General features: G+C 50.8%; 19 protein-coding genes. 7 read left to right on the plus strand and 12 right to left on the minus strand.

The genetic code is table 11. The annotated features are described in order from the left end of the window. Window positions 1–183 precede the first annotated feature (183 nt). Both JNJ77_01305 and JNJ77_01310 read right to left on the minus strand, forming a co-directional pair. The gene (locus JNJ77_01305) at window positions 184–1,095 is read right to left on the minus strand and encodes a dihydrodipicolinate synthase family protein (protein MBL8821193.1); all 912 of its coding nucleotides are present in this window, start codon (window positions 1,093–1,095) and stop codon (window positions 184–186) included. A 10-nt stretch (window positions 1,096–1,105) separates the two neighbouring features. Beyond that, window positions 1,106–2,221, minus strand: coding sequence for a serine/threonine protein kinase (locus JNJ77_01310; protein ID MBL8821194.1), 1,116 nt, complete (start codon window positions 2,219–2,221; stop codon window positions 1,106–1,108). Between the two features lie 135 nt (window positions 2,222–2,356). On the opposite strand from JNJ77_01310, the gene JNJ77_01315 reads away from it, so the two are divergent. Then, entirely contained in the window at window positions 2,357–4,498 is a 2,142-nt protein-coding gene (locus tag JNJ77_01315; GenBank protein ID MBL8821195.1) for a S9 family peptidase, read from the plus strand. Between the two features lie 74 nt (window positions 4,499–4,572). On the opposite strand, the gene JNJ77_01320 is transcribed toward JNJ77_01315, so the two are convergent. From JNJ77_01320 to JNJ77_01335, 4 genes are all read right to left on the minus strand, one after another. Further along, window positions 4,573–5,487 carry a hypothetical protein gene (locus JNJ77_01320; protein ID MBL8821196.1) on the minus strand — a complete coding sequence of 305 codons (915 nt, stop codon included), beginning with the start codon at window positions 5,485–5,487 and terminating at the stop codon, window positions 4,573–4,575. Window positions 5,488–5,532: 45 nt separating this feature from the next. Beyond that, a complete protein-coding gene (locus JNJ77_01325) occupies window positions 5,533–5,778 on the minus strand; it encodes a hypothetical protein (protein MBL8821197.1) in 246 nt (81 codons plus the stop codon). Window positions 5,779–5,989: 211 nt separating this feature from the next. Further along, on the minus strand, window positions 5,990–6,880 hold the full coding sequence (locus JNJ77_01330) for a hypothetical protein (protein ID MBL8821198.1): 891 nt from the start codon (window positions 6,878–6,880) through the stop codon (window positions 5,990–5,992). 45 nt (window positions 6,881–6,925) lie between these two features. Continuing rightward, the gene (locus JNJ77_01335) at window positions 6,926–8,155 is read right to left on the minus strand and encodes a sigma-70 family RNA polymerase sigma factor (protein ID MBL8821199.1); all 1,230 of its coding nucleotides are present in this window, start codon (window positions 8,153–8,155) and stop codon (window positions 6,926–6,928) included. Window positions 8,156–8,357: 202 nt separating this feature from the next. On the opposite strand from JNJ77_01335, the gene JNJ77_01340 reads away from it, so the two are divergent. Next, the gene (locus JNJ77_01340; GenBank protein MBL8821200.1) at window positions 8,358–9,875 is read left to right on the plus strand and encodes a class I SAM-dependent methyltransferase; all 1,518 of its coding nucleotides are present in this window, start codon (window positions 8,358–8,360) and stop codon (window positions 9,873–9,875) included. 15 nt (window positions 9,876–9,890) lie between these two features. Here JNJ77_01340 and JNJ77_01345 read toward each other — a convergent pair whose 3' ends face one another. Continuing rightward, complete coding sequence (locus JNJ77_01345; protein MBL8821201.1) at window positions 9,891–10,568, minus strand: methylated-DNA--[protein]-cysteine S-methyltransferase; 678 nt, start codon at window positions 10,566–10,568, stop codon at window positions 9,891–9,893. 303 nt (window positions 10,569–10,871) lie between these two features. On the opposite strand from JNJ77_01345, the gene JNJ77_01350 reads away from it, so the two are divergent. Further along, window positions 10,872–12,395: an endo-1,4-beta-xylanase gene (locus JNJ77_01350; protein ID MBL8821202.1), complete on the plus strand. Its 1,524-nt coding sequence runs from the start codon at window positions 10,872–10,874 to the stop codon at window positions 12,393–12,395. Here JNJ77_01350 and JNJ77_01355 read toward each other — a convergent pair whose 3' ends face one another. Together JNJ77_01355 and JNJ77_01360 are read right to left on the minus strand one after the other, a co-directional pair. Further along, window positions 12,396–13,076 carry a serine/threonine protein phosphatase gene (locus JNJ77_01355; protein MBL8821203.1) on the minus strand — a complete coding sequence of 227 codons (681 nt, stop codon included), beginning with the start codon at window positions 13,074–13,076 and terminating at the stop codon, window positions 12,396–12,398. A 24-nt stretch (window positions 13,077–13,100) separates the two neighbouring features. Beyond that, complete coding sequence (locus JNJ77_01360; protein MBL8821204.1) at window positions 13,101–14,399, minus strand: hypothetical protein; 1,299 nt, start codon at window positions 14,397–14,399, stop codon at window positions 13,101–13,103. Window positions 14,400–14,515: 116 nt separating this feature from the next. On the opposite strand from JNJ77_01360, the gene JNJ77_01365 reads away from it, so the two are divergent. Next, entirely contained in the window at window positions 14,516–14,869 is a 354-nt protein-coding gene (locus JNJ77_01365; GenBank protein MBL8821205.1) for a hypothetical protein, read from the plus strand. Between the two features lie 13 nt (window positions 14,870–14,882). On the opposite strand, the gene JNJ77_01370 is transcribed toward JNJ77_01365, so the two are convergent. Beyond that, window positions 14,883–16,127, minus strand: coding sequence for a hypothetical protein (locus JNJ77_01370; GenBank protein MBL8821206.1), 1,245 nt, complete (start codon window positions 16,125–16,127; stop codon window positions 14,883–14,885). A 197-nt stretch (window positions 16,128–16,324) separates the two neighbouring features. On the opposite strand from JNJ77_01370, the gene JNJ77_01375 reads away from it, so the two are divergent. The 3 genes from JNJ77_01375 (at window position 16,325) to JNJ77_01385 (ending at window position 21,337) form a co-directional block, all read left to right on the plus strand. Further along, window positions 16,325–17,173 (plus strand): hypothetical protein, encoded by an 849-nt coding sequence (locus JNJ77_01375; GenBank protein ID MBL8821207.1) that lies wholly within the window; start codon window positions 16,325–16,327, stop codon window positions 17,171–17,173. 128 nt (window positions 17,174–17,301) lie between these two features. Next, on the plus strand, window positions 17,302–18,678 hold the full coding sequence (locus JNJ77_01380) for an inorganic phosphate transporter (GenBank protein ID MBL8821208.1): 1,377 nt from the start codon (window positions 17,302–17,304) through the stop codon (window positions 18,676–18,678). Window positions 18,679–18,850: 172 nt separating this feature from the next. After that, window positions 18,851–21,337 carry a DUF1553 domain-containing protein gene (locus tag JNJ77_01385; protein MBL8821209.1) on the plus strand — a complete coding sequence of 829 codons (2,487 nt, stop codon included), beginning with the start codon at window positions 18,851–18,853 and terminating at the stop codon, window positions 21,335–21,337. A gap of 73 nt (window positions 21,338–21,410) precedes the next feature. Here the strand turns inward: JNJ77_01385 and pncA are convergent, their stop codons facing one another. Both pncA and JNJ77_01395 read right to left on the minus strand, forming a co-directional pair. Continuing rightward, window positions 21,411–22,976: a bifunctional nicotinamidase/pyrazinamidase gene (gene pncA / locus JNJ77_01390; GenBank protein ID MBL8821210.1), complete on the minus strand. Its 1,566-nt coding sequence runs from the start codon at window positions 22,974–22,976 to the stop codon at window positions 21,411–21,413. Window positions 22,977–23,257: 281 nt separating this feature from the next. Beyond that, on the minus strand, window positions 23,258–24,631 hold the full coding sequence (locus tag JNJ77_01395; protein ID MBL8821211.1) for a BBP7 family outer membrane beta-barrel protein: 1,374 nt from the start codon (window positions 24,629–24,631) through the stop codon (window positions 23,258–23,260). Window positions 24,632–24,636: the final 5 nt, after the last annotated feature.

The raw sequence follows: 24,636 nt of genomic DNA on the forward strand, positions 1-24,636 counted from the left end.
ACCATACGATTGCAGCCGCTGGTGGGGCGAGCTTGGTTTTGCAAGCGACACATCGCTGGTTACTTAGCGCTCGACCCACCTTACTTTCACTTGGCCGGGCGAAGCACCCATTCTAACTTCTATCGCCCGCTTTTTCAGCATTATTCATTACGCAGGCCACTTACTTCGTGCGTGGCTCTTTCGTTAAAACTCACTTTCCTGCCTGAGTTCAGCGAGAGCATGTCGCAACTGTTCCCGTTGTTCGTTGTTCATGGGATGAAGTGGTTCCGCGAAATGTTCTTCGCACAAGCCCTGCAGTGCCAAGGCTGCTTTCAGCCCGACGAGCCAGCCGTTGGTGCGAGGCACCAAGCGCAGCACATGTTGATGGAACCAGTGCATCTTTTCCTGCAACTGGTTTTGTCGATTGATATCGTTGCTGCGAACCGCATGGTAAAGTTGCACCAGTAGCCTGGGATAGAGATTGGCTCCGCCGAGCACGCCGCCATGGCCGCCCCAGGTAAGGGCATCGACAAATAATTCTTCGGGCCCTACCATCACCGACCAGTCTTTGCGCTGCTCGCCCAGTTTCAAAAGCAGGCGAAGGTAAGAGCGATCTCCCGAGCTGTCTTTGATGCCCAGGATGCCTGGTTCCTGAATGGCTCGCTGCATCAGTTCCATGCCCAGGCTCACTTTCACATGGCTGGGCATGTTGTAAAGGTAAACAGGCAAGGGGAGTTGTTTCAGCAGGTTTTTCAGGTAGAGCCAGAGGTCTTCCTGATCGAGCGGAAAGTAATAGGGAGCGGTAACAACGAGTGCCGTGGCGCCTGCCTGTGCTGCCTTCTGAGCCAGCGTTACTGATTCCGTGATCGAAGTGTCACTGATATTCACCAGAACGGGAACGCGTCGATTGACGAAATGGCAGGAACGTTCGACCAGTTCCTGTTTGAGTGCATGACTGAGGCTTGGCCCTTCACCAGTGGTTCCCAACAGAAAGAATCCATGCACGCCTCCGTCAAGCTGATACTCAATCAACTTCTCGAGGTGAGCTGCGTCCAGCTTGCCCGGTTCCTGCAGCGGTGATATGAGTGGTGGAACGACGCCTGACAGCGGTGCCATGTGTGGGTTCCTAGCTTTTTTCACGCCAGAATGAAAACATGCGTTTCCACGGAGATGAAGGTGGATCCTGCTGTTCTTCAGTGGCGGATGTACTGACGGTTGATTCTGTTGGAAGTTCCGAGCCTGATTGGATTGCTTTAAGGCATGCAACGACATCATCCATGCTCTGGTATCTGTCAGCCTGTTCCTTGGCAACCATGCGCTGGTAGAGTTGTTCAATCGAAGCAGGCAGATCGGGAAGCGTGGTAAGCAGGCTGGGTGCAGGCTTTTTCTGATGTGCCAGCAACTGGTGCATGATCGTCTTTTCTGTGAACATCGCCTTGCCGGTCAGTGTGAAGTAGAGCGAACTGCCCAGGCTGTAAATATCTGAACGATGATCCGCATGGCGAATGCTTATGGCCTGCTCCGGCGACATGTAGGCTGCTGTGCCTCGCACGGTACCATCCAGGCTGCTCGCCATGTTGGAGATGCCTTTGAGAAACTTGACCAGCCCGAGGTCAAGGACTTTCACTTTGCCAGTTCGGCTGACCATAATGTTGCCTGGCTTCACATCTCGATGCACCATGCCGAGGCTATGGGCATGTGCTAGCCCCTTGGCAGCTTCCAGGTAGGTATGCAAAGCCTGCTCAACCGGGATTGGTCCTTCGCGTTCAACAATTTCCTGTACGTTCTTTCCGTCGATTAATTCCATGGACAGGAAGTAAGAACCGTGATGCTCACCAGCCTCGTAAGCCTTGATGATATTGGGATGATCAAGCTGGGCGGTGGCCTGGATTTCCCGGAGGAAGCGGGCATGGTTCTCGCTGCCATCGGCTTCGGGAACAAAGACTTTGAGAGCCGCCATTCTACCCATGATACGATGGCGCACCTTGTAGACCATGCCCATGCTGCCATGCCCGAGTTCATCGAGCACAACGTTTTGTCCGACCAGTAGAGCATCGCCACGACCGGCACTGAAATGTCCAGCCTGATAGGGTGTCAGCCAGCCTTGCTCTTCAAGTCGATTAGCGACTATCTCGACATTTTTTCGATGTTCAGCTGGCAGGGTGGAAAGCAATTCCTGCACCGCACCGGCATTTTGTCCGGTCAATGCAACAAGTAATTCGGGAGAGACGGATGCACTCATGGCAGAAATTGACCAGGTTCCATGATTTCCACTCCTCTAACATATTACAAAGTGGAACGAGTAACTTCTCTTCTTGCTCTTTCGCTTTTCCCCTGTTTAATGGGAGTATCACTTCCTGCTTGAGGATTCTCCCCGATGCGTATCCTCGTATCACTTGCACTGGCACTTATGTCTACTACGCTGGCTATCGCTGATGACAAACGCCCTATGACGATCGATGATCTATTCGCCTTCAAGCGAATCAGCGATCCGCAGATCAGCCCAGATGGAAAATGGGTTGCCTACGTTGTCACTACCGTTGATCTGCCTGGTAACAAGACCAGTTCAAACCTCTGGCTGGCAGCGGCTGATGCCAGTTCACCCTCCAGGCAATTGACCACAACGACCAAAAAGGATCGTCACCCACGCTGGAGTCCTGATGGCAAACGCATCCTGTTTGAATCGAGCCGTAGTGGTTCCAATCAACTCTGGATTATTGACCTGTCTGGTGGTGAAGCTCAGCAGATTACTACGATCAGCACCAGTGCCTCCAATGCCATTTGGTCGCCTGATGGTAAAAAAATCGCTTTTGTTTCTTCCGTGTTTCCTGAATTCAGCTCGTTGCCTTTTGCAGAGAGTGACAAAAAGAACCAGGAGAAACTGGATCAGATTGAAAAGAACCCCGTGAAGGCACGCGTTTTTAAGAAGCTCTTTTACCGTCACTGGGATGAATACGTTGAAGACAAGAGGCAGCATTTGTTTGTCTGCAATGCCGATGGCACTGATTGCAAAGATGTAACGCCAGGCGACCGCGATGCCAATCCAACTTCATCGACGTTCAGCGTGGGGGATGATTTTACCTTCAGCCCTGATGGCAGCCACCTGCTGTTCAGTGCGGTGCCAGCGAAAAATGAGGCCTGGAGCACCAATTACGATATCTGTAGGGTAAGCATCACGAACACCAGTACAGAATGGGAAACGCTGACACGCAACCCAGCTGCTGATGTCTATCCCCGGTTCAGCACAAATGGCAAGAAGTTAGCCTGGCGGGCACAAAAGCGGGCTGGATATGAGGCAGACAAGTGGGATATTCAGGTGGTGGACTGCAATCCGGATGGCAGCTTTGACCGTACTCCCAAAAACCTCACTGAAGGTAAAGATATTTCGGCAGGCGAATTCAACTGGACACCAGGTGAAGACATTGTTTTCGTTGCCGAAGAGAATGCTTCCAGTTCGTTCTACACCGTGAATCAACAAGGAAAGATCACCACGGGTTTGAAAATGGGGACTGGTGACAACTATGCATACCCCAAAGGAAGTGTTGGCCAGATTGGATCACTCAGCAGTGATACCAGCGGGCAGAACTGGGCTCATACTCTTGCACATCTTACCAGCCCGTCTGAAGTTCGCGGTGTCCGATTCATGAAAGGAACCGATGGCCCCACTGCGATTTTCTACTCCAGACTCAGCCTTTTCAATGAGGCACTGCTTTCCAAGCTGGATCGTCCACAGCCTGAATCGGTTCAGGTTGATGTGGAAGGCGGCAAGATGCAGATGTGGATATTGAAGCCGCCTGGGTTTGATCCCAGCAAGAAGTGGCCGGTGGCATATCTGGTGCATGGTGGTCCACAGGGTGCGTGGGAAGACAGTTGGTCCAATCGCTGGAACCCGATGTTATGGGCAGCACAAGGTTATGTCGTTGCACTGCCTAATCCGCGAGGCTCCACAGGTTTCGGGCAGAAATTTACCGATGAAATTTCAGGCGACTGGGGTGGCAGGTGTTTTCGTGATTTGATGGCTGGTGTCGATTTCGTCGAGAAGTTGCCCTACGTCGATAAGAATCGCATGGGCGCTGCAGGGGCCAGCTTCGGTGGCTACATGATGAACTGGTTTGCTGTCAGCACCGGAAGATTCAAGACGTTGATCACTCACTGCTCAGTCTGGAACTTCGAAAGCATGTGGGGAACCACGGAAGAACTCTGGTTTGATGAGTGGGAACATGGCGGTTTGCCTTGGGAGGTTCCAGGCAAGTACCGTGAATTTTCGCCTCACACCAAGGCTGCCAACATCGGCAAATTCAAAACGCCTATGCTGATTATTCACAACGATTATGATTTCCGTTGTCCTATCGGTCAGGGGCATGAACTCTTCAGCACACTGCAGCGTCAGGGAGTGCCTAGCCGGTTTGTCAACTTCCCCGATGAGGGGCACTGGGTGTTAAAACCTGCCAACAGCAAGTTCTGGCATGAAGAAGTATTCGGCTGGTTGAAACAGCATGTTCCACCAGGCGCGAAGTAACCCCCCTCACCCCCAACCCCTCTCCTTCCAGGGGAGAGGGGAGAAAGCATGGGAGTGGGGAGTAAGAATAATAGTTATTTCCCAGCACGTTTCAGATAGACTTCTTTCGCACGATCGTAGGCAGCCTGGATGACTTCGATCCTGCCTCCATGTAGTGGTGCGGAATAGTTGTCCAGTTCGGGGTTCTCGTAAGGCATGCCTTCATGTGCCGCTGCCAGGTAGCATCGCCTGGTGAGATGATCATCAGGCAGATTCTCGACAACCCAGCACCAGTGGTAATAAGCACTAGGCTTGTCTTCGAGAAAGTAGTACCCCACTCCAGCAAGGAAGTGCATTTCGCTCATCCGTTGCGATTGCGGGCAGGCCTTGATGGCATCCTCCAGAGATTTGCATAACTGGTCGTACTGTTTTCGGGCTTTCAGAATGTGTGCCTTCTCCGTGACCACGTCGGCATTGATCTGCAGTTGTGCAAAATTAGGCCTGGCAGCCAGCGATACACACAAGGCATCCAGTGCATCCCATTTCTTCTGATACTTCAGCATGCGAAGCAAACCACGCGATGCATCTGCGACAGCAGGAGTTGCCTTTTCTGCAGCAAGTATCCGTTCGTAGTATGGCCTGGCTTTGGCATACTGTCCGAGTTCTTCGTACAGTTTGCCTGCCTGCAACTGGGCTTGAGCATTGGCTGGCTGTTCCCTGGCTGATGCCAGAATCTTTTCTTCATCCGAAGTGAACCGGTTGAATTCAGGATTCTGCTCTAACAGGGCACACAGAAAATCGAAAACATTATCCTTGGATGAATAGACATCAGTCACACCCAACGGTTCTCCACGTGCCGAGAAGGCCGCGTAGAAGGCATATTTGTTTTTGACTTTGCCTTTGACAAATTCCTTGGCCAGCGGGTCTTTGCCCTGGTACTCTGGTTGAGGCGGTCCGGAATCGGTGTTGTAATAGAAGTTGATGAATCGGCGATTCAGAAGCTGAATCACGCGGGGCTCAGCGAAGCAACCTGCTCGCATGGGTTCAGCGCCCGGTCACCAGTAGCCCTTGGTGGCATTTTTGGCGCCGACATGATCAATGCCGAACGCAATGCCTTTGATCATGATCAAGCGTTGTTTCTGTTCTGCGAACTTGAGAGCCTGGTCAAACTCGCCGGGCAACACCCACTCAATGGCCAGTGTGTTTTGGCAGGTTTTCAAAGGTCCCTTTTCATCTGCGTCAAGCCGGCTTGCTGCAACAGTAGTCAGTGCAATGCAAGCCAGTAACAACATCGGTTTCATGTATTGCTCCTTCTTTGTGATTGCTGTGTGTGGAAAGGACTATTGTGGAGTAGCACTCAAGTTGGGTGCCACGGTTTCGTCGTACTCGACTTAACCGTGCTGGGTTACCATGGTGTGGAAGAAAGTTCGCATTATCAACAGCAAACTTGGCATTGTTACGCAGAGTACAGCGAAACAATGGCACCCATCACGGTTCAAGGCCAGGAAACACTTATCGAATGAGTGCCGGTGGCGGACCCCAGTAATCCATGTACTGTTTACGCTGGGATTTGGTCAAAATGCGATCCAGGCCGGCTCGCCACTTGTCATTCAGACTGGCGCCTTCTTCAATGTGTCCTTCGGTTTTCGCCTTCATCTTGGCGGTTGCGTCCTTCATCCATTTCTGCAGTTTGTCGAGATGTTCCTTCTGCTTGTCGCTCATTCCAAGCTGACTGAAAATGGCTTCATCTGTCTTCTTGGCTTTAGGATTGGGCTTGGTGACTTTGGGAGCTGGCCCGAGTTCTTCTTCAGTAGGAGTGGCGCCATAGAGCTTGAAGTATTGGGTGTATTGATCGCGTGTAAAAATCGCACGAAGGGATTTGCGCATCCACTGGTTCAGTTCCGTCCCCTTTTTGATCAGTTCCGGGGTAGGTGGTGTGTCCTGAAACTCCTTGGATTTTTCTTTCATCTCCTTCATCACAGCCTGGGCCAGTTCTTTCTGAAGTGGCGAAAGCAGAAGCTTGTCAAAGGCTTCTTCATCCGTTATCTGATCATCACGCGATAGAACAGTGGCTTTCTTGACCTGCATACTCGGCTTGGGAGTGGTTTGCGTGGAAGTCAGTTTCAAATGCCCTTTTTCATCCATCCATTTCCACGTAGTTTCGTAGGCTTTTTCATACTCAGTTTTGGTGCCTCGATAGAGCAAGGTATCGGGCGATCCATTTTCCGGGACATAAACACCATGGAAACCATGTTCTTTCAACTTGGCCATGAGGGCATCACGCTGCTCTGCTTTAACCTGAAACAAACCGATAAAGACTCGTTCATCGGCGATTAGAGGAGAGAAACATAATAGCCAGGCGAGTCCTGTGGTCAGGCTGAGTAGAAACCATCGACGTAGCATCTGCGCACTCCTTAAGAGGGTGTAAAGTGAAATGGGTTTGTTGGGTTAGCGCTTCATCGCGTAGTACGTGGGTTCGTGAGTAGCCCAGTAGGCACGGTACTGCTGATACTGTTCATCGGTGAAGATGCCTCGCAGTTCCTGGTTCCAGCAGGAGTTGAGCATTTGGCCACGTTCGACGAATCCTGTTTTCATCTGGTACATTTCCTCGCAGGCAGCTTTCATCATCGACTGTGCCCGCTGAAATGCTTCGAGTTGTTCGGTTGTCAGATTCAGCTGCGAGACGATTTCTTCTTCTGTGCCTGGGTTAACAGGTACTCTCATTCTCATTGGCGAAACTGCCCGACGTATTTTAGCATGAACAACTGCTTGTGCTTCTGTATTTTTGACAGGCCTTTCAGCAGAACTGATGAACACAGGTTTACTGTGGATATCAACAGATGGTGTAATCCAGTCATCAGAAGCGGCACCGGTGCCAAGAATACCTGCAAGGAGTGCGATCACTGCCAGTTTGCTGAGCGATGATTTCAAAGCATATTGCATCAGAAGTGCAACTTTGGTGGTGACCCCCGCTGTGATACCCGAAGCAACCTGACCTGCTGAAGAAGCTGTTTGACTGAGCGTTTCTAGAGGTATTGCATGGGCGAGAGCCTGTTGTGCCATGACAGTTGTCAAGATTGCAGTAGGCGCCTCGTACCCGCGCATTTTCAACCGACGTGCCAGTATGGCCCTTGCCCGCGACAATCCGCTGGCAACGGTGCCCGCGGGAATACCCATCAGCCTGGCGGTTTCCTGTCGCGTACGCTGCTGCAGATCACACAACACCACCATGCGACGATAACGTGCTGGCAGCTTTCTGATCTCTTCATCGAGCACGGACAGCCATTCGCTGTTCATCTCGTCCATAACAGCTTCGGAGCGGGCAACCTTCTCTTCTTTGCGACGTCGATGCGCTTTCATGGCTCGAGCTTTCAATGCCGTGTGATAGGCAACTCCGTGCAACCAATCGCCCACAATGGGACGGTGGCATAATTTTTCGGTTTTCTGTACCAGAACTAGGAAAGTTGCCTGGAATACATCATCCATATCCTGCGGGCAATGGAGGAGCCTGCGGCAGATTCCATAAACCATGCAACCATGTCGTTGCAAAAGTGTCGAAAAGGCGGATTGATCTCTTTCCTGTGAGAACCGGCGCAGGAGTTCGCCATCACCCAGTGTGTGCAGCCTGTGTTCCTGATGCTGATTCAGCAACATTCCGATCTTGCCTGACGTTGTCATGATTCCCATCCAGCACACTAGGTGCTTCTAAGTACATAGTTCCACGACGAGGCTGCTTTGGTTCCAGATGTTTGAAAAATAAAATAAAAATGTCGCAGACGAGAGTAGTGAAAATGGTCTGATTTCTTTCCAGTTGACTCGCACGGGGATTCTGTCACGATGTTTCATCAGGATTAAATTATTTCAAGGTAGTGAATCAGCTATGAGCGATATTAAACAGCAATACGAAACATTTCCCTACGATTCATATCCCTTCGCGCAGACCCATCCGGTGCATCTGGCAACGCGGGCACGACTGCATGGATTGACACCAGCGGATCCGCGCAAGTGCCGTTACCTCGAAATTGGCTGTTCGAATGCGCGAAATCTGATCGATATCGCCTGCGGTTTTCCCGAGAGTGAATTTGTGGGCATTGACCTGGCCGAAAACGCCATTGCTGAAGGTCAGAAAGTAGTAGACAGGCTTGGACTCAAGAATGTACAACTGATCGCTGGGGACTTAACGCATTATCCGCTGGATGACGCTCCTTTTGACTACATGGTTTCACACGGATTGTATTCGTGGATACCCACGCCGGTTCGGGAGTATCTCTGGCTGATGCACCAGAAACTGCTTGCCCCGCAGGGAATTATGTACCTGAGTTACAATGTGTACCCAGGCTGCTATCTTCGACGCATGTTGCGGGAGATGATGCTGTTCCATGTTCATCAATATGAATCGCCAAGGGAAAAAGTGGGTCAAGCAAATGCATTCTTGAGATTCCTGAACGACGCACTGGCGAGTCAGAAGGATGTTGGCCTTGATGCCCGCAAGGAAATTGACGAACTACTTCATCATCGTCGCGACAGTTCCATCTATCACGATGATTTGTCGCCGAACAATGAACCGATGTACTTTCATCAGGTAGTCGCCAAAGCGAATCAGTTCCAACTTCAGTTTTTATCAGAGGCAACATTTCTGGATTCCACCAGTATTTATTTCCCTGAGCCCATTCAGCAGCATTTACAGAATATTGAAACCACCAGTTATCTCATGAAGGAACAGTATCTCGATTTTCTCAAACTCCGGAGATTTCGGTCTAGCCTGTTCTGCCGTCATGGAAACAAGATTGATCACCATATTGCAATTGATCGACTGGTAACCATGTTCTTTTCTTCCAATGCCCAACATGAGGGCGAGTTAAAATGGGATAAAGAAACGGCACTCAGGATTGTTTCGCCCAACAGTGCAACTATCTCACTGAATCATCCTCTGAGCAAAGCAGCCATGTATTCGATGATGCAGACATTCCCGCGATACTGGTCGGTTGCGGAATTACGGACGCACGCTGAGGAGTTATTGAAGACTCAGGGTGTATTGGCAGAAGATGAACAGGAACTTCATCGAACGTTGAAAACCTGCTATGAAGTTGGGCTACTGGACGCTAAATGCATCAAGCCCAATGTTGCCAGCCAACTACCTTCTCGACCAAAGATATCAGCAAACATGCGAGATCAATTGTCGCGAGGTGAAACGGTTCTCACCAATCAACTGCATATACCGGTTGAATTTGATAAGTATATGATCGATTTTCTACTATTATGCGATGGTACACGAACCAGACGGGAATTGATTGATGCACCAATCACTTTACCCGATTTGGAGAATTTCTCCCATGAAGAAAAATTAGAACGCATGTTAAGTAAATTGATAACACTTGCTATCTTCGAGGCTGAATAGTTTCCCGGTCGCTGTCTATTTCTGCTGCTGTTCAAGATTCAGCAGCCATTCCTTGCGCCACATTCCACCGCCATAGCCGCCTAGTTGCCCATCCTTATTGATGACACGATGGCAGGGGATGATGATGGAAATGGGGTTAGCGCCATTCGCCAGGCCTACAGCACGGCTGGCAGTTGGCTGACCTATCCGAGTTGCAAGTTGTTCATAGCTCCAAGTAGAGCCAAATGGGATTTCCCGGAGAGCCTGCCAGACCTTTTCCTGAAAAGGAGTGCCGATGGCTTTCAGGGACACCGTGAATTCCTGTCTGTTGCCTGCAAAATAATCGCTGAGTTCTTCTTCGGCTTGTTCAAGCAGGCGATGAGGTGCAGCGCGAAGTGGCTTCTTCAACTGTTGCTGCAGGCGTAACAATTGCTCCATCAATCTTTCTGGCTGACCGAAATAAACGAATCGCAGCGATTGTTCCTGCACCCCCAGAAGCAGTGGTCCTACTGGGCTGGGCATACAGCTGATTTTAATTGTACCAGGCTGGTGATTATCGCTGCTGAGATTTTCGATCTCTTCCATAGTGCTGAGAAAGAGGTCAGAAATCGAAAGTTCAGTAGCAGCATAAGTGTCCGAAGCACTAAACAAACGGGGCTGAAGTACGGTGGACATGTTACGTCTCGCTCGTTGCTCATCTAGATGCGAGGTCATTGTCACAAATTGACTGTTGAAGTCCAAGGCTTTTCTCCTGAACTGTCAAGAATGACAGTCAATGATATTGCGAAAGGTAATGAAGGGTTGAAATATTCAGTTTACTCGTAAACTTCGGCCTGCCTTTCATTTTGAAATGACTGAATATTCATCTCAGAACGTGATTCCTTCTGGCAACTGAATCGTTTCTTGCTACACTTTCATGACAACGAGAAGCAGAGAATCAACAGCAGTGTGCTGTCCGAAGATTTCCTGTAAACAATGTGGTTGTTATACTCGTCGAGATGACATGACAGAGCGCACATGGGTCAACTGCGTTTTCAGATTCCTGCAACGTTAACACCTGAGATTCAGGCTGGCCTTTCCCAGGGTTACATCGCTGCTTTGCCTGATTTCATGCCTTGGCCAACACAGTGCCAGATTGAACAGGGTATGTACCAGGTGGAAAAGGAACCCGCTGAAAGTGGGTCGCTTTATGTACCCTGGCCCATCACTTTACCGAACCAATCCATTCCATGGCTCGGAGATCAGCAACATACTCTTGTCTGCGGAACAGCAACTCTTGGTGAACGTGCCCAGCCATACCATCTTTTGACCGAGCTGGCTCGAGGCAAGGTCAACCAGGTGCGTAACCAGGCAGCAGACTGGCAAAGTCTCGGTCTTTTGCTATCAGATGAAATGCTTCAATCGCTCAAGGCATCGAGCCTGGCTTTTGCTCATACCGTTTGTCAGCCTAATTCACAGGAAGATGCTGATCGTCTTGGTCTCCATGCCTTGACGACAGGTATCCAGACTGGTGAAGCGCTGATCGATACCTACCTGGAGCAAGTGCTGCAGACCCGCAAAGGCAACCAGGGCACCATTCCTTTTTACCTGAGTTGTGCACTGGATGCGCCTCTTTCCGGGCAGGCTGAAGAACTCTTCCTCTCTACTTTCAATTCAGTCCGCATTCCGTTTAACTGGAAGCTGATCGAACCGCGGGAATCATCTTACCAATGGGATCGGTACGATGCTCTCGTTTCCTGGGCGAGGCAGCACAGGTTGCAGATTGAAGGTGGTCCAGTGGTTGATCTGTCTCCATCGCGAATGCCTGGCTGGCTGGATCAGAACAAGGGGGATTCGCAAAGCCTGGCGAATCTCCTGCTTGATTATCTGGAAGCAACGCTGTTGCGATACAAAAGTGATATCGCTTTCTGGACCATTACCGCCAACGCTCACGATACCAGCCAGTTAGCCATTGATGATGAAGACCAGATATGGCTCAATGCACAGTTGCTATCTGCAGCTAAGCAGGTTCACCCTGATGGCCGTTTCTGTGTTTCACTCTCTCAGCCTTGGGCTGAACATCTGGCACGGGGCGACCGGATGTATTCGGCGTTCGTATTCTCTGATGCCTTGCTGAGAAGTCGCGTCGAGTTGACGGCACTCAACCTGGAATGTGTCATGGGCTGGAAAAAACGTGGCAGTTGGCTGCGTGATTTTATCGAAACCTCGCGTATGCTTGACCTGTATGCCCTGTTTGGCGTGCCGATCACCATCTATGCAGGTATACCATCGGGGCCTGCATCGCAGCAGACTTCAGATTTTGAATATGATGTAATGGATGATGGCAACCCCTGGTCGCCTGATTTCCAGGCTGCGTGGGCAACGCGGTTGCTGGCGCTTATGGTCTGCAAGCCCTACACGTTGAGCTATTCCTGGCTGCAATGGTCAGATACGTCCGATTCACTCTTTCCATTGAGTGGTATGATTGATGCCAATGGACAAGCTAAGCCAATACTGACAGCGTTACGGAAGTTTCGGAAAGAGCATTTGCGTACACCTTAGCTACTTTTCGAGTTGACCACGACGAACCTGTCCCTTCTGGTTGGCTTGAACATATTCATAGCTTCCCAATTCCAGAGCAGTCAGCCAGCCGGTGCCATACACCCAGGTATCAATGCAGATACTGTGTCCAACTGTAACGGGGATTCCACCCGGCTGATGTGTATGTCCGCAGATGACGATGTTGCCTGAACAGTGAGGCTGTGGATCATCCCATCGCTGCCAGCGCAGTTCGTTCCAATCCTGGTCTTCGAGTGGTTTCTCTGGATCAATGCCTCCGTGAATCATGATGTGGTTCTGTTCCAATACTGCATCTACCAGTCCGTCACGAAGAAATTGCCAGTGTTCAACCGGCACTGCCTGCGTCCAGCCAGGCTCAACACCATGTTTCCAGCCATACGATGCCAGAGTTTCCTTTCCACCGTATTGCTGCCAGGCTTTGGCGTAGCCCGGCAAGTCGCGGGAAATCAGCATCATCTCTTCATGATTGCCTTGCACGACATGAACCACACGAACCGCGCGCAATTCCAGAATACGATCAACGACACCGTGGCTGTCTGGTCCACGATCCACCAGGTCACCAAGAAAAATCAACTGGTCATCGGTTACCAGTTGCAGTGCATCAACCAGGGTATTCAGTGCTTTCAGGCAGCCATGTACATCGCCTATAACCCAGGTACGCATAAACCCGTTCTGTAGTTTACATGTTTAAAGATGGGCGAAACCAGCCTGATGCTGGGCGAGCAACTGTCGGCCAGCACGAATGTCTCGCACCTGGGGTGCGCGTGCATCGCCTCGAAATTCAAGCTCCCAACAACAGTGTAGTGCATAAATATCTTCGGGGGGCATCTTCGGGGAAGTTTCTCCCAGGAGCGAGAACGTGATGGAGCCTACCATGCCAACGCCTTGTTCGTATGGGTTGGCATGTAATTCCTCAGCCTCAGCGTCCACTGCATAACGATAAGCAAAAAGCCAGACCCGTCGGCGATCATTAGTTGGTGGCCAGTAGAGTTCACGCATATCAAATAAACGAATTTCATCAGGCGGATGGCCAAATTCCTCCGGGTGAGCCAGCCAGGCGACCAGTTCAGCCTGTGCAGCAAAGGCAGGATCAAGCACATCGTTCGGAATGGCTTCGGGCAAGTCCAGTTCACGTAGATATTGGCAAGCTTTCTTGCTGTATGCAGGATCTCGACACAGACGGGCGAGGATATTGACACCCGCAGCACTACCCAGCTTCGCTGAAGCCCAGGCACCTTCCATCTGCACATCCGTGCTGGCATGGTCTAGTGCCAACGCCAACAGCTCCTGCCGTGAAGCATCATGAAGGAAGGGCAGACTGGCCGCTGCACTTTGGGCATAGCTGTATCGCTGCGGGTCGGAATCTGTCAGATACTGCTTCAGAAGTTGTCGGCCGGAATCGGTATCAAAAGGATGAGCATCCAGCCTTTCAGCAAGACAGAAAGCATTGATCCAGTCGAGATATGCAACTGCTATAAATCCACCAGGTATTGGGTTACTTAATTCGTTCAGAATCAGTTCGCCGTATGGATGCTCCAGTTCCAATTGACGAAACACGATCGACCAGAATCTGCTGTCAGCATGCAGTCCATCGCGGGCGCCTTGGATAATCCTTTCACTGCCCTGCCTGTTCTGGTACAGGGCAAACAATTTGAGCAGATAGAGCAAATCCAGTTTGGTGGAACGCTCATCAAACAGACGGATGAGTTGCGGCAAGCCGTACAGTTGAAGCACATCAAACGCTTCGCGTGTTTCCACCTGCTGAAAGAGTGCAGCGAGCCAATCGAGAGCGGTGCGGGATGGAACAGGCAGTTCAGGCATTTCCGGTGGCAGTTCAATGAGCCGCGCTAATGCCAGGCAGATGGCATGGGCACTTGTTGCTGTACGAACTTTGTAATCACTGAGCTGGGCCAGTTCATGGATCAGGTCGCCATTGGGCGCTAGTCCACGAGCCAGTGCGGATTCCAGCTTGCCTGCTTCTGCCATCTTCTGGATAAACCTTGTGCCGGTAAATGAACTTTGCTTTGTTGTAGTTGTTCGATTTATAATTGGTTAGCCCAACTGATAATTAACTGTCGGGTAGTTCACTGGGAGATGAACCCATGATCCGCGGCATGCACGGCATGTTTTACACTTCAGAACCTGAAGCGCTGCGTGAATTTTTTCGAGACAAACTGGGCTTCACTGGTTTTGATGTTGGCGATGGCTGGCTGATCTTCAATATGACAGAAGCAGACCTGGGTTGTCATCCTGCTGAAGATAATACCGGCTGCCCTTCAGGTACACCCAGCATTTCCTTTTACTGTGACGATATTGAACAAACCGTCAATGAACTGAAGGGCAGAGGAGTTGAATTCATGGATGAAATTGCCAATCACGGATACGGGTTGGTGACTCACATGAAGGTGCCAGGCAACTTCAGCATCCAGCTTTATCAGCCGCTATATCAGAAGTAGTGACATGTTTCTGTCAACGTAACAGGCGTTGTATATCGATAGGCGTTGGTCGGTCTGACCCGGTCTGTTCACTCCACAGCCTGCTTTCGGCAGTCTTCTTCAGCGATTCCTGCAGATAATCTTCCAGGGCCTTGGGAACGTCCAGTGTGTCATTCATGAGGAGCTTTATTCCAGTCAGACTGGTCTTGAAAGTCTTTACGCCGGAATTCTTGTAGCGATATTTATCATTAGCCGGCTTCACCCAACTGCTGGCCTTGTTCCAGAAAGCAACGGATTCCTTATCATTGGCTCCGTACATCGCCATGGTAGCTACTTGCCGTTCACGCAAGAATGTGATCCATCGCTCCATGACAGCCAGGCTGATCGGCTCACTCAATCGGTTGGATGTGGAAATAGGGACGATGCAGACAATATCCTCACCTTCAAAGCGGGGGATGTTGCCTCCAGGGTTATTACCTTGATTGCCAAGGCCTTGATTCCCAAACCCCTGGTTTCCAAAACCGGTATTTCCGAAGTTGGGATTGTTGAATCCTCCGCCGGTGTTCAACATGGTGCGGTTGCGGCTGCGATAGTTGTCGGTATGTTCGTTGGCTGCCCAGGCCATAGCGATCAGCCCGGCTTGTTCCAAGCCAATGATACCTACGACATGTGAATTGCATTCCTTGGCATTGTTCTTGGTGTTGAGCCAGATTTTGAGTGCGGTCAGATCATACATCAACTCGAACAATTCGAGTGAGGTTGCATAATCTTTGGCTTCAATGACATCAAGAACCCTGGTTTTGGGTCGATGTGTATTCCAGAATTTAGATTCAACCGTTTTGCTTTTGCCGTAACCACGGAAATCGATGACTGCAACGGCATAGCCTTGTTGCTGCAGTTTGGCAGGCAACTTGTCAAAGTCGGCTCTGCTGGCATTAAAGTGTTTCGGCCCGACAGGATGGAGAAGGATCAGGCAAGGCGTGGTCTTTTCCTTGCCTTCTGGAGCAGGGTAGTAATCTCCTTCAATGCGTACGCCATCGAACGTGTACGTGACAATCGTTTCCGAAGTGCTGGCTGCTGGTTGAGTTTTGCGACTGGTCTCTGTTTTGGCAGGAGCGTTCTTTTCTGGTGCGGTGGCGGTCTTGCCTGGTGGCTGCGCAGTCTTATTGTTGGCAGGTGGTTGTGCAGCTTTTTTTGCAGGCGGTTGCTGGGAAATCAGTGAGCCAGCTGAAAAACATAACACAGCCATGAGTGTGCCGAGGCCGAGCGTGATCTTCATGCGATCACCTCCAAAAGGAATACCATTGCATCATAGTCGATAAGTTGCATTTCTAGCAAGCGACATCTGAAAACCCTGCGTTTCTCCAGTTTTTGTTGCATAGGTATGGGCTGAGCGTTATGATTGTCGAACGTCATGAAGTTGCCCAGCTATTTTTGAAATAAACTTGAATAATTGCCCTGCAGGAAGGTATGTCCATGCGTTCAATATTGGCAAGGTTAGCATTGATCATTACTGCATGTTTAACCGTATCTGCCTTGGCAGATGACAAAACTGCGTCCACCACCGAGGTTGCGAATAAACAATTTCAGGAGATGCTGGAATCCGAAAAAGGTAAAGTCCAAGCGGCGTTCGATCAATTGATTGCCTTGGCAGAGAAGGCGAAGAATGTAAATGCTGCAGATCGTGCCACGATCATCCTTGATTTGAAAGATGCAAAAAGTGCCTTCCAATCCAATGGCAAACTGACACCCATCATGGCAATGCAATCCTCCTATGGACAGTTCATAGTCAATGTCCGCAAGGCATTCTTTGGTAAAACGTTGCCGACATACGAAAAAGCAATCAAAGCACTTTCTGCAAATGATACGCAGCGAACGGCGTTGCAGAAAGAACTGAAAAACATGCTGGAAGAAATCAACAGTCTGGATGCACTTCAGGTTGGTAAAGTCTGGGAAGGTTACCGCAGTGATCTGAAACCACCTGCACAATTGAAATTTGATCCATTTGCCTGCAGGCGGTTTCGTATTCAGGTGGTGCAGCCTGCCGCTGCTACTGCTGAGTGTACTTTCATGGTAACCAAGCGCCAGGGTACCGCGATAGTGGGAGAGATATCACAAAATAAAGGGGCAGCTATCTGGGAGGTTGCTGGTACTTTTGACGGAATCAATCTTAAACTTAATACTCGCAAAATGATCAAGAACGTTGAACGCCATTTTCAATATCAGGGGCAGGTTATCGGTAATCTGGGATTTCTGAGAATGTGGGGATACAAGGCGGATAAAAACTACACCGAAGGGAATATTTTACTGGAAATCAAGGACTGATTGGTTTAGTTTTCCGTGACTTACTATACATCAGCTGTCTATTTTGTCAGGTTGGTGACCAGACAGTTCGACCATATATTAAGAATCGTTGAAGACGCTCTCTCCCCGTTCACGAGGCAGTTGCAGTAATGGCTTTCTGGGATGCGGTTAGTAGCCTGGCCACACCTCAGATGTGCTTCTTCTGTATTGCCATCATCATTGCGTTTGGCTTTGAATTCATCAACGGTTTCCACGATACCGCTAATGCAGTTACCACGGTCATCTACACGCGGAGCATGAGGCCGACGGCTTCGGTCGTCTATTCGGGTTTCATGAACTTTTTTGGCGTGCTGTTCGGTGGCACTGCGGTTGCATTCAGCATTGTGAACCTTTTGCCGGTCGATCTGCTGGTGGATGCCAAGTCAGCAGCTGCGCTCGAAATGGTGCTTTCGATTCTGCTTGCGGGAGTAATCTGGAACCTTGGCACCTGGTATTTCGGGCTACCTGTTTCCAGTTCCCATACCCTCATTGGTTCCATCCTCGGTGTAGGCCTTGCCAACAGTCTCTGGCAGGGCAATGGCATCATGGGCATCAACTGGGTGAAGGCTGGCGAAGTCGGGTTGGCTTTGCTCTTTTCGCCTCTCATTGGTTTCATTGCAGCAGGGTTGTTACTCCTGCTTATGAAATGGTTGATCCCGAACCGGAAACTGTATGAACCCCCGGTGGGAGAAGACAAACCGCCTACCTGGATTCGGGCAGTTCTGGTAACTACCTGTGGTGGTGTCAGCTTTGCACATGGCTCTAACGATGGCCAGAAAGGAATGGGTTTGCTGTTGCTGGTGCTGATCGGGTTTCTGCCGATGTACCATGCTCTCAATACCCGCAATCCTGAAAAGGCTCGTGATGTTCATGATGCAGCGGTGCAGATACGCAAAATCATTGGCGGAAACGATCAACGGCACAGCAAGCTGATCCACGATCTGGACTTTCTTGACGAACGACTGGAGAAGCTGTCTTCACTCGATGAAGTTGAGAAAGAGGACCGTTGGGAAGTCAGGCAAGCCATTTTCCGTGTAACACAATACCTGCATAAAACGCCTGAACTGAAAGAACTCGAAAACCAATGGAAGAAACCGCGTCAGCAGTTGTTGAGCGCGATTGAATATGTGCCTCTCTGGGTGGTGATTGGCACGGCATTGGCGTTGGGCATCGGTACCACGGTTGGCTACAAGCGCATTGTCGTAACGGTGGCAGAGAAAATTGGAAAGTCTCACCTGACCTACGCTCAGGGTGCTGCTGCGGAGTTGGTGGCAGCGCTTACCATCTTGCTGGCAACCTACACAAAGGCTCCTGTCAGCACGACACAAGTCCTCAGCAGTGGAGTGGCGGGCACCATGGTTGCCAACGGATCAGGCATTCAACCCGGCACCACCCGCCGCATTCTTCTTGCCTGGCTCATGACTCTGCCTGCCACCATGATGCTGGGCGGCTGCTTTTTCGTGTTAGGGAGGTATTTCGTGAAGTAAGTTTTCATTTTATCGTGCATCCAATCATTCCTTTCCGCTTGCATTTGGCTGTTGATCGAGTAAACTTTCCTTTGGTACAGGAAATGTCGCTGGCGACCTCTAGCCTACCTTGTCGCTGGCTTTTCCGAACACCAACTTAGTTCCCACCCGCTACCCGCCTAGGTACGCTGTAATGAAGTGGATGATTCCCCTTGCTGCATTAGCAGTCTTCACTGCATGTGTTCTGCCTGCACCCCAAACGCAGGCGAATGAAAAAACTGCCAACACGCTCGCTGTTTTTCCGCAGCGTATCTCCCTGACCGGCAGTGATGATTCCAGGCAACTCGTCATCACAGATCAGCAGCCCAACCTCGCATTGGATGTCACCAATAAGGTCAAGTACACCATTGGAAATCAGACCTTGGCCAAGGTGTTGCCCGATGGCCGTGTAATTCCCCTGGCCAATGGCAAAACTGAACTCATCGTGGAACTTGCAGGCCAGCAGCAGAACATACCTGTTGAAATTCAACATGTTGGCGACAACCTGCCAATCAATTTTCCAAATCAGATCGTTCCCATCTTCACCAAACTTGGATGTAACGCTGGTGGATGCCACGGCAAGGCGAGCGGGCAGAACGGCTTCCGTCTGTCATTGCTCGGCTTCGAACCTGACCTCGATTTTCAAACTCTAGTGAAGGAAGGACGCGGTCGCCGACTGTTTCCCGCTGCGCCCGATGAAAGTCTGTTGCTGAAAAAAGGCGCTGGCTTGATGCCACACGGCGGCGGCAAGAAACTGGAGAAGGATAGCGATGAATATAAAATGCTTCGTCGCTGGATTGCTGCCGGCATGCCGTATGGTGAAGAGAAAGATCCGACGGTCACGAAAATCTCTGTTCATCCAGAACAACGAGTAGTCAATCGCCAGGGTAGGCAGCAAATTGCTGTCATGGCCCATTATTCCAATGGAGCGGTGGAAGATGTCACTCGAAGGGCTCAGTTTGAAAGCAACGAAACCGAAATCGCCACGATTGATGCCAATGGCCTGGTGAATGTTGGCAATGCCAGCGGTGAAGCTGGCATCATGATTCGATACCAGGGCTTGGTCACGGTGTTTCGTGCCACAGTTCCACTGGGAGTCAAGATTCCTGATTATCAATTCCCCATCAACAACTTCATCGACACTCATGTGCTCAGGAAGTTCAAGCAACTGGGGTTGGTGCCTTCTGATCTGGCAAGCGATGCAGTATTCATTCGCAGGGTCAGTATTGATGTCACAGGCACGCTACCAACGCCTGCTGAAGTAGAACGGTTCGTGAATGACAAAGACCCGCAGAAACGGACCAAGCTGGTCGATCAGTTGCTGGAACGCCCGGAATATGCCTACACTTTTGCCAACAAGTGGGCTGATATTCTGAAAGTTAAACGCAACGGCGTACCAACCCGTGCCCCAGGCACACATGCTTTCCATGCCTGGATTATGCAGGCGATGGCCAGCGATATGCCTTACGACCAGTTTGTTCGATCAGTTATTTCCGCAACGGGCGATGAAACGACGCATCCGCCGGTGGTCTGGTACAAGGAAGAGCGAGACCTGGCTAATCTGGTGGATGACACATCGCAGGTGTTTCTGGGTCAGCGACTGGCCTGTGCCAACTGTCACCACCATCCCTTTGAAAAGTGGAGCCAGGATGATTACTGGGGCATGGCTTCCTTCTATGGTCGGGTAGCCCGCAAGAACATTCCCATTCCCGGTGCTCCCAATAACCGAGGCGACCAACTACTTCGCCTGTGGGTGAAGCAGGATGGTGCTGCGACCAACAAACGTACTAATAAGCCTGCTGCCATCAAGGCTCTCGATGCACCGGTTGCCAAGGTGGAGACTGGTGATGATCCCCGCAATCACCTAGTTGACTGGATGATCGATCCGAAGAACCCGTTTGTAGCCAAGGCTATTGTCAACCGTTACTGGGCACATTTCTTCGGCAGAGGAATTGTTGATCCTCTTGATGATATGCGTGTGACCAATCCGCCTACCAATCCTGAATTGCTCGATGCACTGGCTGAAGATTTCAAAGCCAACGGCATGAGCCTCAAGCGACTGGTTCGTACCCTGGTAACCAGCCGGGCATATCAGTTGAGCGCCATTCCGAATGAGTTTAACAAATCTGACAAACAGAACTTTACCCGGTTTTATCCACGTCGCCTGGGTGCAGAAGTATTGCTCGATGCTCTCAGCCAGGTTACCGACAGCCCCAGTACTTTTGCCGGCATGCCAACTGATACGCACGGGCCGCGGCGGGCACTCATGCTGCCTGATGAAAACCACGGCAGCTACTTCCTGGAAGTGTTCGGCAAGCCGGCCCGTACTTCGTCTTGTGAATGTGAGCGTACCAACGATGCCAATCTGGCCCAGGCACTGCATCTCTTGAACAGCGATGAGGTTCAGCAAAAGCTGGCTCGCGCCGGTGCCCGTGCTGACAAACTCGCTTCGGACAAGGCACGTGACGATGCTGCCAAGGTGAAAGAACTGTTCCTCTGGTGTTACGGCAGGCAGCCTACCGAACAACAGTTGAAAACGTCACTGGATCATATCAAGAAGATCGATACCAACCGCAAGCAGGCCTATGAAAACCTGTTGTGGGCACTGGTGAATACCAAAGAGTTTCTGTTTGTGCAGTGATCGAATAATTGCGTTTAACACCAGAATCCCTCACCTCCAGCCCCTCTCCCTTCAAGGGAGAATCGGTGTTTATTTACGCACGAATCACGCCAGCTTCTTCCATCTGAATCCAGGCGGCGGCTAGTGATCCTTCAACGTCAATACCTCTGCAGCCTGCTTCGATGACGGTGACTTCAAATCCGAGACGTCTGGCATCCAGGGCTGAATAGGCCACGCAGAAATCGGTGGCCAGTCCAACCAAAAACAGTCTGGTCAGTCCTCGCTCACGCAGATACCCGGCGAGGCCGGTTGGTGTCTGCCTGTCGTTTTCGAAGAATGCCGAGTAGGAATCGATCTCGCGATGGTATCCCTTACGAATCACCAGTTCGCAATGGGCGACATCGAGCTTCGGATGAAATGCTGCACCATCAGTGCTTTCGACGCAATGGTCAGGCCAGAGAATCTGGTCGCCATAGGGCAGTGTCACACGTTGCAGAGGTTTTTTGCCCGGATGGGATGATGCAAAGGAGAGATGATCTTCGCAGTGCCAGTCCTGCGTCATGATAACGTGAGCAAATCGCCGTGACAGTTTGTTAATCACCGGTACCACTTCGTCGCCGCCTGGTACTGCCAGTGCACCTTGCGGGCAGAAATCATTCTGAACATCTACCACCAGCAGAACACGGTTCTCAGTAGGTACCGCTGGGCGGATGTCCTGCCCTTTCGCTTTGATCCTGGGAATGATGGAGGTCTGTGAGATTCCACTGGTTGCGGTGGTTGATGCTGCCACATCGTGACGCACTGATTCTTCTGTTACTCCGAGAGATCGCTGACAACTTTGCAGGGCATCAATGAGTTGCGAATAGTTCTGGTATCTGTCGTCTGCGCGTTTGGACATCAGCTTTTCAATCACTGCCTGTACATCGCGAGGTGTGTGGTCGGGCAGGGGATCAGGATTGCCCTCTTCTACTGCCTTGAGCAGCTTCAACATGGTATCCCCCTCGAAAGGAGGTTTTCCTACCAGCATCTGGTAAAGCGTGGCGCCGAGTGAAAACATATCGGCGCGATGATCGACCTGACTGGCATCGGCAAACTGCTCGGGTGACATGTACTGCGGCGTGCCCATGGCGGTGCCCGCTGCTGTCTGTGCTGTGGTGGACTGATGATCGACCAGCTTGGCCAGCCCCAGGTCTGCCAGCTTGATGTGTCCGCTGCGGGTGATGAGGATGTTCGCAGGCTTGATGTCGCGATGAATCATGCCGATCTGATCTAGCGCTTCTTTCAAGGCACGGGCCACTTCTTCAGTAATCTGAAGCGCCCGGCTCACTGGCACTGTGGATCGCTCCTTCAAATGATCTTCCAGCGATTGGCCATCCACGTATTCCATCACGATGTAACACTGGTTTTCTTCGGTACCACAGTCGAATACCCGTACCATACCGGTTGACTGGAGCTTGGCTGCCAGGCGGGCTTCACGGATGAATCGTTCTGAAACCAGCGGTTTTTGAGCCAGATGATGATGAAGAAATTTGACAGCAACATCCAGATCGAGTTCCCGATGTCGGCCTCGATAGACAACGCCCATGCCACCTTCGCCGAGCCGGCCAGTCAATTCACATCGCCCGATGTTTTTCAGTTTCAGGTACGGATCATCTGCCATGGGAAGCCTGTTATCATCTGGTGCATGCTATTCCATTAAGTTTACCAAGCAGAACTTGGTGTGACATCACAACGCAAAAACTGAAACAGGCAAAAAGAAACAACCGGTGATGTTTTCACCGGTTGGCTGCTATCAGATTTGGAGCCTAAGTATGCCTGAACTGGTAACTATGCGGTGAATTGGCACGGTTAGCGTGCGTACACGCAAACCGTGGCACCCGGCTCGTATGATTCTGCAGGTCAAGTCCTCTCTCGGAGAGAGAGGACTACAATCATTCACATTTAGTAGCGTATTTCCAAACCCAGCGACAGAGTGTTCAAATAGAAGGTGCTTGTTTTGTTCAACGGTTCTGGCAGATTGGGGCCGCCGGTCTGGCCGTTGAAGATGTTGGGGTTGATGCGGTTATCAATCTGATCTCCCGGGCGCACCACGTTGGTCATAGCCATGAAGTTGTATCCCATGGTAAACCGCCAGTGATCCCAAAAATAATAGCCTAAGGCAATTTCAATTTCGGGAACTACGCCGAAGCGTATATCCGTAGTACGGCCTACATTACTAGCCTGAGCATACAAACCACCTCGTTCTGTATTAATGATGAACTGTGGAGGTACTGCAGTTTGCGTGTAGCCATCAATCGTGATCGTTCCACGCATAGCGCCCAAGCCCAGTTTGCCTGTGATGTCCAGCGACCAGGTGCTGCCAAAATACCACTGAGACCGTAGGCCCAGGTTCAAGCCGTAGAAATTGTTGGCGGTGCCGAAGTCATCCCAGACATGAGATTGTGCACCATTGACCTGTTGCTGGCGATAATCGGTGAATACGGTTTCATCTAGTTCGATCCAGCGGAAACCCCAGGTCCAGTCAAGCCGTGATCCCACTCTGCGTCGGATGTTGTGAATATTATTGAACTCAGCACCCTGAATTCTGCTATGGGTGCCAAAGTCGACAATGCCAATCAACTGGTCAAGTGATCCATCCTCCAGTTCCTCATTGGCAATGGGAATGGCACTCTGCTGGCCGGTGAGTGCATCAATATAAGGCGAAGCTAGCAACACGCCACCCTGCGAAAAGCGATGGTAATAAGTACTGCGGTTGGAAAAGAAGAAATAACTGCCTTCAAATCCCCAGGATTGCGTTGGATCCAGCCAGAACCCACCCGTGACTCTTGGTCCTAGATGTGTCTGCAGATCGATGTCACCACCAAAAAGAACACGAGTACCTGGCTGGCCAATGATGCCTCGCGATGTCTGTGGTGAACTAGTAGTGATAAGTGCAGGAGTACTGGCTTTCTTGAACCAGCCCCACATCAGATCAGCACGGAACCAGTAGGGATCTTCCAGATCGCTGGTCATCAGGTCGCCGTCAGAGTTGACGTAACCATCGAACCAGGAAAATGTCAGCGGTTTGAAGAGTGCTTCACGAAAACCAGCCATGCGTTCACCAAAGCTGGGAGTGTATTCGCCTTCCATGACAACGGCGCCGTCAACAGCGCCCATGTCAGCAGTTGCAGGCGGCAAGCCTGGTTCCACCTGCTTGGCCGGGACCAGTCGGCCCGTATCGGGAACCGAAGGAACTATGCGTGATTCCTGGGCGAGGAGTGTTGCAAAAGGCAATATCGCCAAAAGCAGCGCCAAGACCATACGACGACGATTCATCACCC

Source organism: Planctomycetia bacterium (genome assembly GCA_016795155.1).
Classification (GTDB): domain Bacteria; phylum Planctomycetota; class Planctomycetia; order Gemmatales; family HRBIN36; genus JAEUIE01.

What these genes read in the sequence shown, in the direction of transcription:
- JNJ77_01340 (MBL8821200.1), top strand. Translation starts at nt 8,358, where the DNA reads ATGAGCGATATTAAACAGCAATACGAAACATTTCCCTACGATTCATAT.
- JNJ77_01335 (MBL8821199.1), bottom strand. Translation starts at nt 8,155, where the DNA reads ATGACAACGTCAGGCAAGATCGGAATGTTGCTGAATCAGCATCAGGAA.
- JNJ77_01315 (MBL8821195.1), top strand. Translation starts at nt 2,357, where the DNA reads ATGCGTATCCTCGTATCACTTGCACTGGCACTTATGTCTACTACGCTG.
- JNJ77_01330 (MBL8821198.1), bottom strand. Translation starts at nt 6,880, where the DNA reads ATGCTACGTCGATGGTTTCTACTCAGCCTGACCACAGGACTCGCCTGG.
- JNJ77_01360 (MBL8821204.1), bottom strand. Translation starts at nt 14,399, where the DNA reads ATGGCAGAAGCAGGCAAGCTGGAATCCGCACTGGCTCGTGGACTAGCG.
- JNJ77_01355 (MBL8821203.1), bottom strand. Translation starts at nt 13,076, where the DNA reads ATGCGTACCTGGGTTATAGGCGATGTACATGGCTGCCTGAAAGCACTG.
- JNJ77_01385 (MBL8821209.1), top strand. Translation starts at nt 18,851, where the DNA reads ATGAAGTGGATGATTCCCCTTGCTGCATTAGCAGTCTTCACTGCATGT.
- JNJ77_01365 (MBL8821205.1), top strand. Translation starts at nt 14,516, where the DNA reads ATGATCCGCGGCATGCACGGCATGTTTTACACTTCAGAACCTGAAGCG.
- JNJ77_01310 (MBL8821194.1), bottom strand. Translation starts at nt 2,221, where the DNA reads ATGAGTGCATCCGTCTCTCCCGAATTACTTGTTGCATTGACCGGACAA.
- JNJ77_01380 (MBL8821208.1), top strand. Translation starts at nt 17,302, where the DNA reads ATGGCTTTCTGGGATGCGGTTAGTAGCCTGGCCACACCTCAGATGTGC.
- JNJ77_01395 (MBL8821211.1), bottom strand. Translation starts at nt 24,631, where the DNA reads ATGAATCGTCGTCGTATGGTCTTGGCGCTGCTTTTGGCGATATTGCCT.
- JNJ77_01305 (MBL8821193.1), bottom strand. Translation starts at nt 1,095, where the DNA reads ATGGCACCGCTGTCAGGCGTCGTTCCACCACTCATATCACCGCTGCAG.
- JNJ77_01375 (MBL8821207.1), top strand. Translation starts at nt 16,325, where the DNA reads ATGCGTTCAATATTGGCAAGGTTAGCATTGATCATTACTGCATGTTTA.
- JNJ77_01370 (MBL8821206.1), bottom strand. Translation starts at nt 16,127, where the DNA reads ATGAAGATCACGCTCGGCCTCGGCACACTCATGGCTGTGTTATGTTTT.
- JNJ77_01325 (MBL8821197.1), bottom strand. Translation starts at nt 5,778, where the DNA reads ATGAAACCGATGTTGTTACTGGCTTGCATTGCACTGACTACTGTTGCA.
- pncA (MBL8821210.1), bottom strand. Translation starts at nt 22,976, where the DNA reads ATGGCAGATGATCCGTACCTGAAACTGAAAAACATCGGGCGATGTGAA.
- JNJ77_01350 (MBL8821202.1), top strand. Translation starts at nt 10,872, where the DNA reads ATGGGTCAACTGCGTTTTCAGATTCCTGCAACGTTAACACCTGAGATT.
- JNJ77_01345 (MBL8821201.1), bottom strand. Translation starts at nt 10,568, where the DNA reads ATGACCTCGCATCTAGATGAGCAACGAGCGAGACGTAACATGTCCACC.